The organism is Blautia sp. CGZ-1-C1, assembly GCF_056504575.1.
The window spans coordinates 29,847-40,675 of the sequence record NZ_JBWLUT010000178.1; the positions used below are offsets into that span (position 1 = coordinate 29,847).

Sequence of the window (10,829 nt, forward strand, 5' to 3'; positions counted from 1 at the left end):
GAAGTAATCCCAAATATGATTTATTTCATTTCATATTTGGATTCTTCTGGATTTTATTATTCTCTCATTTATCAGACTTTAACCGAATCGAGTAAGTCCCCTGCTTCAATTGCAGAGAGCAATAAGCAGTTATTCGGTGTAGAGCCACGTACTGGAAGCGGATTGCAAATATCCGACTGACTTCTACTCCTGAAGCAAATATACATCTGTATAATACACGCCTTTATCTTCACCCTCCTGGTGAGTAGCAACATAAATATCGATACAATTCTGCTTAATTGCACCGCCACAGTCCTCAGCAACATAGACTTGTCCATTGATTACAACTTTGGAACCATATGGAATCTGCGAAGGATCTACAGCAATCGTATGATTTGTTGTAGCTGTTACACCTGATGCTGTAATGCCGTTTGCCCATGGGCCACAACAAATGCTGCATGGACAATAATGTGTAATCTTAAATGTTCCTAATGGCTTCAAAGTTGCCTCTGATGACACTGCCACCGGGGTACCAATCTGTACGCCATTGACAGATTCACCTTTAGATGCAGTCACGCCTTCCACCGCATCGGCAAAAACTCCCTTGCCTTCGCTTTTATGGATGACACCCGCTTCCTGTCCATCTACCTCTGCGATTTTTGTCTCTTCCTCGCTTTCTTTCGTGTCTGTCACATTCTCCAGCACACTGGTTGGTATATAGCCGATTTTTTTCTTTCCCTCATCATTCTTATAGGAAATCTGACTCCATATATCATTGACAGTGGAAAGTCGTTTAACCTCATCCTCCTGAATGATCTCACCTACCACTTCCCCATCCTTCTTACCTGGATAATCCAGAATATCGCTGTCTTTTAATGCTGTAAAAGTTCCTTTCGCGGCCTTTACCTGATCACTGTCATTGATATTCTTTGTCTGCACATAACCGCTGACCCTCTGTTCGCCGTTCTTATTCTTATATTCATAGGTCACCTTACTCCAGCCATTATCACAAACAGCAACACGTTCCACGCTCGTTCCAAGATAAACTTTCTTTAATTTCTTTCCGTCCTTACCAGGATTAGATCTTATATATGTAGACTTGACAGATATCGAAACTATATCTGTCTTGGCAACCGCAGTTACTTTCTCCCCGCTTCCATTGTCAATCTCAAAAGTCTGGGCAGTCTTATTGTCTTGCTTGTAAGCATTAATCGTACCCTCATAATCAAGGATATCCGCTGATACTGTAGTCGGAACTGCAAGCGCAGAACAAAGAGCCAGCATCATCAGTCTTTTTTTCATAAGCAAATTTCATCTCCTTTATTGCTTTACATTCAATTATCATAGCACAGCCCCTGCTCTTTTGCAATTTTCCCATCCAAGACTTCACGAAATATTCAAATTTTATTCCCCGATATGAAGCAGCCATAACTTTTTTCAAAAAATATTCTCAAAATCAATAAAAAGTATTTGACAAATAATATTTTTTATAGTAACATATATCTTGTCGCTGAGGAAAATATCCTAGCAAACAATTTAATAAATGCGATAGTGGCGTAGTTGGTAACGCGCGACCTTGCCAAGGTCGAGACCGCGGGTTCGAGCCCCGTCTATCGCTCTTAAAGCATCAGCATTTGCTGATGCTTTTTTATATTCTTCAGCACGAGACACTGGATGTATTTGACCACATCCAGTGTCTCGTGCGTACCCATACCAGTTTTATTAATGATGGAACAATCTGATTCCAGTAAAGCTCATCACCATTCCATATTTATTACAAGTCTCGATCACAGCATCATCACGCACAGATCCACCCGGCTCAGCAATATACTTCACGCCACTCTTATGAGCACGCTCAATATTATCACTGAATGGGAAGAATGCATCAGATCCAAGTGTAACATCAGTCATCTGATCCAGCCATGCACGTTTCTCTTCCTTTGTAAATACTTCCGGTTTCTCTGTGAAAGTTTTCTCCCACATACCGTCAGCAAGTACATCCATATATTCATCACCGATATAAACATCAATGGCATTGTCACGTTCCGCACGTGAAATTGTATCTTTAAATGGCAGATTCAGCACTTTCGGGCACTGGCGAAGGTACCAGTTGTCCGCCTTCTGGCCTGCAAGTCTTGTACAATGTACACGTGACTGCTGTCCTGCTCCTACACCGATTGCCTGTCCATCTTTTACGAAACATACGGAATTGGACTGTGTATATTTCAGAATGATCAGGGAAATCTTCATATCACGTTTTGCTTCTTCTGTAAGCTCTTTATTCTCTGTCACAATATTGGAAAGCATTGCATCATCGATTTCAAGTTCCTGACGGCCCTGTTCGAAAGTTACACCAAATACTTCTTTGTGTTCCAGCGGAGCCGGTACAAAGTTCTCATCGATCTGGATTACATTATAGTTTCCTTTTTTCTTCTGTTTCAGAATCTCCAGAGCTTCTTCTGTGTATCCAGGTGCGATCACACCATCGGATACCTCTCTCTTGATCAGAAGTGCTGTATCTTTATCACACACATCAGAAAGGGAAATGAAATCACCAAAAGAGGACATTCTGTCAGCACCGCGGGCTCTTGCATAAGCGCATGCTAATGGCGAAAAATTCTTCCAGTCCATATCATTTACCCAGTAAATCTTTGCCAGAGTCTCTGTAAGAGGAAGTCCTACAGCAGCACCTGCGGGAGATACATGTTTAAAAGATGTAGCTGCAGGAAGTCCTGTCGCTTTCTTCAGATTGGATACCAACTGCCAGCCGTTGAATGCATCCAGGAAATTGATATATCCCGGTCTTCCGGAAAGGATCTTTACCGGAAGCTCGGATCCGTCTGCCATATAAATTTTTGCAGGTTTCTGATTCGGGTTACAGCCATATTTTAATTCGAATTCTTTCATTATATAAATCCTCCGTATGAACCAAATAAGTATTTTAAAATTAATTCCTGTAAATAATTTCTAACTGCGAAAGCATCGTCTTATGCCCACAATAATCTATGAGCACTATCTGTACTCAGTAAGTGACTATTATTTATTCTTATTAATGATCTTGCTTTCGTACTTGCCAGTTTCAATATCAATATATCTCACAAACAGAGATACCTTATTATCTTCATTCAGGCTGTTCCAGAGAAGGTTTGCAAATTCATCCATATCATTCGGAACCGCTACCAGTTTTGGCTCTCCCTCGAAGCTTGGAAGTGGATTTCCATCGCATTTATAAGTATGAATAAAATGTCCCTCACCGGCAATCGCATTCTCATATGCAAATGTATAACGGTTGCATGCGTCCGGATTTCCGTTGTTGCTCTTGAGGATTGACATTGCATAACTGAATTTTCCATTCTCTACATGCATAACTCCGGAAATACGAGGTGTATAGTTTGGTCCGTCTGGCTCAAATTCTCTGCTTCTTAAGGACTGTTCAAAAGTAAGCTGATGATCCATTCCCTCATAAACAGTATCTGTCTGATCTCCGTTTGTCACGATTGTTTTGTTTCCCAGTACACGTACAGGTGCATAGATGATCAGACTCGGATCTGTAAGTTTGGATGGATCAAATGCCTGTGTGCGGATTCCTTCTCCATCTTCTACAAATACTCTGTTTCTGCTGTTCTCGCTTCTGCCCATGATGAAATAAGCTGTCACTGCTTTCTTACCGTCTGCAGAACGTCCGATTACGATTCCTCTTCCCGGATAGGAATTCTCTTTCAGTTCTTTTTCCAGTGATAACATTTCCATAATTTTTTCTCCTTTTCATTAAAAATAAGGTCAAAAAAAGCCTGGGAAACCCTTTCTCTCCAGGCTGCCCAGGCGGTCGGCTCATATACACACTGCACTCCCTGTAGGTAATCCTACTTCCGCCAGTCATGCAGGTACTGTTGTGAAAATTCACACGTTGCTATTATAGTACAATACTTTTTTGCGGATTTCAAGGCAAATTTTTTTGTGCGGTACTTATTTTCTGTGTGATTATTATTGTTCACTCATTACTATCCCCATAAGTGTATTGACCACTTGATGCTCTGACATATATAAAAAAATTTCAAAACATACAAGCCAAGTTTCTATTACTATAGTCAATTTGAAATAAATTTTTGTTGCGTTACCGGCATTATCCTTGCAATCCATAATCTACATTGATCTGCGCTGCAATATCCGCTTTCATCTGAAGCCATGCATCCGGATTTTCCACATAATATTTCGGGCAGTCCTTTCCAGTAACATCATAGTGGCGGATCACATTTTCGGATGTGAGCCCAAACCGCACGCATAACCATGCTGTCAGTTTCACTACAGAATCATATGTTGAATCATTGAATTGCCCCGTTTCATCCGGATGGCAGCATTCGATTGAGATTGTATCTATATTGCGCGAATTCGTCGCATAAGACATTTCAGAAGTAGGGATACACTGCACCACCTCTCCGTCCAGTCCCACCACAAAATGGCTGCTTACCTTCGTATCATGGGTATTTGCCAGATTCTCAAAATAGTTCCTGTTTGCAATAGCTGTTGCTCCTGGATTTGCAGTGTAATGAATTGCAATATAGTTTACACTTTCGATAGGAATCTGTGGTCTGGAATACTCATTTGGTGTGAGCAGTTCCACATCAATATAAGGTGCTCCCTCTTTCTGCCACTGCTCTGGTCCACCGGATGAATCGTCTCCTGAGGATGTTTCTGATTGTTCTGTATCAGAAACCATGTCATCCGAATTATGTAAAAAATCCCCAATACTCCATCCATTTTCCCCGGCACGATTCAGCACGATCCATCCAGCTAAAAGCACGATAATAATTAACAGGACAGCTATAAACACTCGCTGATTTCTCTGTTTTATTCTGCTGCTCTTTCCCCTTTTCTTTCTGACAGTTGTTTTTTTCGCCTCATAGAGTGTGGCTGATTTTGCATTTTTTGAAGTTCCTGCTTTTCTCCCCGTCTTCTTTGCGCTCCCTGACTTCGCCGCAGTTTTCGTGCCTTTTTTACTTGATTTCTTAGTTTTGTTTATCTGTTTTTTCATTTTTACCTTCTCTTACAGGATTCTATACCTGCAATAATCGCCTCAGCGATATAATTTCTCTCCGTCATATATGGAGACTTTTTTGTATCTTCTAGTGTACCGACAAGTCGATTTCTTGATACAAAAAACACCCCTGTCAGCATATGCCGGAAGGTATTTGCTTTCCTTCCACCAGCAGCCAACCGGGGCATTTATTATTGTAAATCTTTATTATTTATCATCTACGCTGTAGTTTGGAGCCTCTTTTGTGATATGAATATCATGTGGATGAGATTCCTTAAGAGATGCAGCAGAAATCTTGATAAATCTGCCTGTTGTCTTAAGTTTTTCGATATTCTCAGCACCACAGTATCCCATACCGGAACGGAGACCACCCATAAGCTGGAATACAGTATCCTCAACATGTCCCTTGTAAGCAACACGTCCTTCGACACCTTCCGGAACAAGTTTCTTCGCATTCTCCTGGAAGTAACGGTCTTTACTTCCGTTCTCCATAGCTGCGATAGATCCCATACCACGGTATACTTTGTATTTTCTACCCTGATACAATTCGAATGTTCCCGGGCTCTCATCGCATCCTGCGAACATGCTTCCCATCATGCAGACATTCGCACCGGCTGCGATAGCCTTTGTGATATCTCCAGAATATTTAATACCACCGTCTGCGATAATCGGGATTCCGTATTCTTTTGCCACTTCGTAGCAATCCATAACAGCAGTGATCTGTGGAACGCCAATACCTGCAACGACACGTGTTGTACAGATAGATCCAGGTCCGATACCAACTTTAACTGCATCAACACCAGCCTCAATCAGTGCCTTTGTTGCAGCGCCTGTTGCAACGTTACCTGCGATTACCTGCAGATCCGGATATGCATCTTTGATCTCACGGACAGCCTTAAGTATGTTCTCTGAATGTCCATGAGCGGAGTCGATTACGATTACGTCTACAGATGCTTTTACAAGTGCATCTACACGTGCAAGTACGTTAGCTGTAATTCCTACTGCTGCACCGCAGAGAAGACGTCCCTGATCATCTTTTGCTGCCAGAGGGTATTTAATCTGTTTCTCAATATCTTTAATAGTAATTAAACCTTTTAAATTAAAGTCATCATCTACAATGGGTAATTTCTCTTTACGGGATTTCGCCAGAATCTTCTTGGCTTCTTCCAGTGTGATTCCTTCTTTGGCTGTGATCAGTCCCTCTGAAGTCATGCACTCTTTGATCTTCTTATCGAAATCTGTCTCAAATTTCAGATCACGGTTGGTAATGATTCCTACCAGTTTTCTGCCTTCTGTGATCGGCACACCGGAGATACGGAACTTCGCCATTAACTCATCTGCGTCCTTGAGTGTATGTTCAGGAGATAAATAGAAAGGATCTGTGATAACACCGTTCTCGGAACGTTTTACCTTATCTACCTCTTCAGCCTGAGCTTCAATAGACATATTCTTGTGGATAATACCAATACCACCCTGTCTCGCCATGGCGATTGCCATACGATGCTCGGTTACTGTATCCATTCCTGCACTCATCATAGGAATGTTCAGTTTAACCTTCTTTGTTAAGTACGTTGTAACGTCTACCTGATTCGGAATTACCTTTGAATATGCCGGAACTAACAGAACGTCATCAAAAGTAATACCTTCACCAATGATAGTACCCATTGCATTTCCTCCCTTGCGTATATGAAATTGAATTACTATTGTAATATAAAAAGGAACCATTAACTGGCCCTTTTATTTTCAACAAGTGTAACAAAAATCAGTTTCTATGTCAATCCAAAAAAACTTTGCTCGGTGCTGAATTTTTCATAGCCTGTGCAAGTTTCTCGTCTGGCTCAAGGATGATCTTGCATAATTCTCCGTCCAGTCTTGTGATGATTCCGAAGCGTTTATGCTCTGAATTTCCTGATGAAAAATCCAGTACTTTCATCTTCTGGTTTCCGTTATAATAGTCCATTCTGTGGGAATTTAACGGTGCAGCCAGATCTGCCTCTGATAATTTGAAACTCTTTACTCTCTTTCTTTTTGTTTTCGCCATTACCATATCGATGTCGAAATCGCCGTTGATAAACAGATATTCGTATTCTACGTCTGTTTTAGGAATTACGAAATAACATGCAATTCCAAGTGCTACAGCTGCGATCCATATTAATGGAGTGATAATCAGTCCGGCAATTACTGCGATTGCTGTCAACACAATCAGGCCATACTTTACAAAGCTGTCTTTGATTGTGTGTTCCCGTTTTACCAATAATTCTGAATACAGGTCACTCATCTTCTTTGCTCCTTTTCTTCTGTTTTTCCGGTAGTCTGAATCAAATTTTCAGCAACCCGGATGATTTAACAGGTATTATAGCACAAAAAGGGACTGCCGTCTATGCGGCAGTCCCTTTTTGTCAGTTTAGAAAATCTCAGCACAAAAGATGATATTCCATGGATTTTGACCCGTAGCTGTGAAGCATTGAGCAGGTACACTTATTTCATATTTACTGTTACCACACATTTTGCAACCACACCCGAGCCATCCAGTGCATGAGCTGTAATTACCGCAGTTCCATTTCCCACAGGTGTGAGGTAATGTTTACTGAATTCCGTCGCCCATCCACTGTTTACCAGTACAACAGACTTATCACTCGTGGTCCATCTGCATCCCTTTACTGTGGCATTGGATGGACTGTAGGTTGCTTCTATAACATAATGCTTCTTCTTGTCTGTGATTGTTACGGATGTCTGGCTTAATTTGATTGATTTCACTTTGATCACCTGAGTATTCTGATCATCCGGGATAGAAGGCAGTTCTGAAGTTCCATTGTCATCTTTATAATCTACGGTTACTTTACACTGAGCAGTCAGTCCGGAACCATCCAGCGCATAAGCTGTAACTACTGCTGTTCCATTTCCCACAGCCGTAAGCATTGTACTTGAAGAAGCCAGATAATCATATCCATCTACCGATACTACAGACGGATCACTGCTTACCCATCCAAGCATTTTATAATAAGCTCTGAACGGCAGAACCATAGAATCAAGAAATACCCTATCTCCTTTAGATGTCATGGTGATAGAACGTCGACTTAAGGTTATATCTGTCATCAGTGTCGGATGTACTCCCGGCGGAATCGGAATCGGTGTCGGGACTGCCGGCTGTGCAGGTGTCGGTGTGACCGGTCTTTCTGTTTTACTCAGAATTCTTTACTTCCCACTTTATAGTTCAGAGGTTCGCTGTAATGCTTAAGTATGTTATCCTCTTTATCTATAAACCATCGATATTTAAAATTCACAGATTTAGCATACCAGTAATAATTCTCATATAAATAATCATGTTTTTCCGACATCTGCGGGTCCCAGAAATAACCGCTCATTCGCTTTGATTTATAACCTGAACCGGTCTTCTCACAAGTATAAAGCTGACAGATTTTCCGGGTATAGGTCTTATCTCCTTCCTCCCAAGGGCAGTCAGAGCCTACGATCAATTCCGGAATTGAGTCATTATTCATGTCAAAAACAAAATACTCAAGATTCACTGTGCCGTACGGCATTGGCTCGATCATACCTATCTTATCCCCTGCTTTAACTGCACGCAGAACATCGACATATGCATCTCTGACCGTTGGAAAAGTAAATTGGGGAGAATCAAGAACTGCAAGCAGGATATTTGAACGATTTCCCGTTGTTTTGGTCTTGCTGTCGTATCCACATACAGCATAATAATTGGCCCATCCACGAACTGGTGTTGTATCTTTATATTTCAGTGTATTTGATTTTACCCTGGCGATCCTTTTCCATGAGCTTCTGTAGGTTCTTCGATAAATCTCATAAGCGTCACAGCCACCTGCTTTACTCCATGACAGATTTACTGAAATCTTATCAGAATTAACCTCCGCTTTATTAAGCTTCACCGTTTCCGGTAAAATCTGTATCATAATTCCTCTTTTATTATACGCACCATACTTTTTGGAGGCAGAATTATAAGCTTTTACTGTATAAGCATATGATCTGCCTGTCGTAAGCGGATATTTGGCAGAAGCTTTGTGCGTGTAGCTGGTAGTTCCAGCTTTCACAGATGCCAGTTTCGTCCACTTTCCGGCCTTTTTCTCTTTGTAATAGATATGATAATCCGTCGCATTATCTGCCTTTTTCCAGGTAAGCTTTACCTGTCCAAAGGCCGGGGTTGAAATATCCTGCATTGTGGCCCTGCCAGGAACATCTGTAGCCGCAAATGTACTGGCTGGTTTTGCAAACAAAAAACAAAATGTGAGCAACATTAACACTGTTATAAAAACAGTTACATGGGATTTTTTTATGCAATCCTTCTTCATTCTTTCACACATCCTTTCTTCCTTGCTGTCGGTTGCTGCAATAAGTTCCGCTAGATTTTTCCTGCTCTTTTTTCAACTTTACCTCCTCCCTTTTTCAGTTATATTATATGGTGTAATTTTATCACAATAAAATAGTGTAAATCAATAAAGTACGACTACTATTTGTCAAAACTATCTTCTCTTTGTTACCACTCACACAAAAAGGCGTTTCATGAATCTTTCAATTCACGAAACGCCTTTTTAGTCAATCGGATATTCGCAATCCGCTTTTGCTACTTGCTCATAACCAAATAACTGCTTCGCAGTTTGGTTAAATAATCAATTTTTGTCTATTGATTACATCATTCCCATTCCCGGGTTAGCAGCCGGTGCCGGATCGTCTTCTTTGATGATTGCAACAGCAGATTCTGTTGTAAGTAATGTAGAAGCAACGCTTGTAGCGTTCTGAAGGGCACTTCTTGTAACCTTTGCAGGGTCAAGGATTCCTTCGCCTACCATATCTACATATTTCTCATTGAGAGCATCGAAACCGATTCCCGGTTCGGATTCTCTTACTTTATTGATGATTACGGAACCTTCCAGTCCTGCATTTGCAGAAATGCGGAACAGAGGAGCTTCCAGAGCTTTCAGGATAATGTTTGCACCTGTCTTCTCGTCACCTTCCAGAGTAGCTGCAAGTTTTGCAACTTCTTTGGATGCGTGGATGTAAGCAGATCCGCCACCTGCGATGATACCTTCTTCAACTGCTGCTCTTGTAGCTGCAAGAGCATCTTCCAGACGAAGTTTAGCTTCTTTCATTTCTGTTTCAGTAGAAGCACCAACACGGATAACAGCTACGCCGCCAGCCAGTTTTGCAAGTCTTTCCTGTAATTTTTCTTTATCAAATTCAGATTTTGTCTCTTCGATCTGTCCACGGATCTGTGCAACACGGTTTGCGATTGCATCTTTGTCGCCCATACCATCAACGATAACTGTGTTCTCTTTTGCAACTTTAACAGATTTTGCACGTCCTAACTGCTCCATAGTTGCATCTTTCAGTTCAAGACCGAGTTCTTCGGAGATTACCTGGCCACCTGTAAGGATTGCGATATCCTGAAGCATTTCTTTTCTTCTGTCGCCATATCCAGGAGCTTTGACAGCTACTACCTGGAAGGTTCCTCTTAATTTGTTTACAATAAGAGTTGTAAGAGCTTCACCCTCTACATCTTCAGCAATGATGAGGAGTTTAGCACCAACTTTTACAATCTGTTCCAGTAATGGAAGGATTTCCTGGATGTTGCTGATCTTCTTGTCTGTGATCAGGATGTATGGATCTTCCAGATTTGCTTCCATTTTTTCCATATCTGTTGACATATATGCGGAAACATATCCACGGTCGAACTGCATACCTTCTACCAGATCAAGTTCTGTGTGCATTGTCTTGGATTCTTCTACTGTGATAACGCCGTCTTTGGAAACTTTTTCCATAGCGTCTGCTACTAACTGTCCAACTG

The 10,829-nt window shown here is 41.3% G+C and carries 9 protein-coding genes, 1 tRNA gene and 1 riboswitch; of the genes, 1 reads left to right on the forward strand and 9 read right to left on the reverse strand.

Features of this window, described 5'->3' with window-relative positions; translation table 11 throughout:
• Nucleotides 1–183: 183 nt before the first annotated feature.
• Entirely contained in the window at nt 184–1,281 is a 1,098-nt protein-coding gene (locus AC058W_RS16270) for a 3D domain-containing protein (protein WP_118410901.1), read from the reverse strand.
• 243 nt (nt 1,282–1,524) lie between these two features.
• Between AC058W_RS16270 and AC058W_RS16275 the strand changes: the two genes are divergently transcribed.
• A tRNA-Gly gene (locus AC058W_RS16275) sits at nt 1,525–1,597 on the forward strand.
• 104 nt (nt 1,598–1,701) lie between these two features.
• On the opposite strand, the gene AC058W_RS16280 is transcribed toward AC058W_RS16275, so the two are convergent.
• From AC058W_RS16280 to groEL, 8 genes are all read right to left on the reverse strand, one after another.
• Complete coding sequence (locus tag AC058W_RS16280; RefSeq protein WP_118247228.1) at nt 1,702–2,886, reverse strand: phosphoribosylaminoimidazolecarboxamide formyltransferase; 1,185 nt, start codon at nt 2,884–2,886, stop codon at nt 1,702–1,704.
• A gap of 129 nt (nt 2,887–3,015) precedes the next feature.
• On the reverse strand, nt 3,016–3,729 hold the full coding sequence (locus AC058W_RS16285; protein ID WP_117675826.1) for an IMP cyclohydrolase: 714 nt from the start codon (nt 3,727–3,729) through the stop codon (nt 3,016–3,018).
• A 59-nt stretch (nt 3,730–3,788) separates the two neighbouring features.
• A riboswitch (ZMP/ZTP riboswitch) is annotated at nt 3,789–3,869 on the reverse strand.
• Between the two features lie 233 nt (nt 3,870–4,102).
• Complete coding sequence (locus AC058W_RS16290; protein WP_479390331.1) at nt 4,103–5,011, reverse strand: peptidoglycan recognition protein family protein; 909 nt, start codon at nt 5,009–5,011, stop codon at nt 4,103–4,105.
• Between the two features lie 210 nt (nt 5,012–5,221).
• Nucleotides 5,222–6,679 (reverse strand): IMP dehydrogenase, encoded by a 1,458-nt coding sequence (guaB, locus tag AC058W_RS16295; RefSeq protein WP_117675824.1) that lies wholly within the window; start codon nt 6,677–6,679, stop codon nt 5,222–5,224.
• A gap of 109 nt (nt 6,680–6,788) precedes the next feature.
• Entirely contained in the window at nt 6,789–7,292 is a 504-nt protein-coding gene (locus AC058W_RS16300) for a DUF6106 family protein (RefSeq protein ID WP_118516607.1), read from the reverse strand.
• 200 nt (nt 7,293–7,492) lie between these two features.
• Nucleotides 7,493–8,110 (reverse strand): hypothetical protein, encoded by a 618-nt coding sequence (locus tag AC058W_RS16305; protein ID WP_147346586.1) that lies wholly within the window; start codon nt 8,108–8,110, stop codon nt 7,493–7,495.
• Between the two features lie 89 nt (nt 8,111–8,199).
• Complete coding sequence (locus AC058W_RS16310; RefSeq protein ID WP_147417054.1) at nt 8,200–9,204, reverse strand: fibronectin type III domain-containing protein; 1,005 nt, start codon at nt 9,202–9,204, stop codon at nt 8,200–8,202.
• Between the two features lie 468 nt (nt 9,205–9,672).
• On the reverse strand, nt 9,673–10,829 hold a 1,157-nt coding region (groEL, locus tag AC058W_RS16315; protein ID WP_479390332.1), incomplete at its 5' end, for a chaperonin GroEL.

Coding starts and splice junctions, on each gene's coding strand:
- AC058W_RS16280 (WP_118247228.1), bottom strand. CDS start 2,886: ATGAAAGAATTCGAATTAAAATATGGCTGTAACCCGAATCAGAAACCT.
- AC058W_RS16290 (WP_479390331.1), bottom strand. CDS start 5,011: ATGAAAAAACAGATAAACAAAACTAAGAAATCAAGTAAAAAAGGCACG.
- AC058W_RS16305 (WP_147346586.1), bottom strand. CDS start 8,110: ATGACAGATATAACCTTAAGTCGACGTTCTATCACCATGACATCTAAA.
- AC058W_RS16310 (WP_147417054.1), bottom strand. CDS start 9,204: ATGCAGGATATTTCAACCCCGGCCTTTGGACAGGTAAAGCTTACCTGG.
- AC058W_RS16270 (WP_118410901.1), bottom strand. CDS start 1,281: ATGAAAAAAAGACTGATGATGCTGGCTCTTTGTTCTGCGCTTGCAGTT.
- AC058W_RS16285 (WP_117675826.1), bottom strand. CDS start 3,729: ATGGAAATGTTATCACTGGAAAAAGAACTGAAAGAGAATTCCTATCCG.
- guaB (WP_117675824.1), bottom strand. CDS start 6,679: ATGGGTACTATCATTGGTGAAGGTATTACTTTTGATGACGTTCTGTTA.
- AC058W_RS16300 (WP_118516607.1), bottom strand. CDS start 7,292: ATGAGTGACCTGTATTCAGAATTATTGGTAAAACGGGAACACACAATC.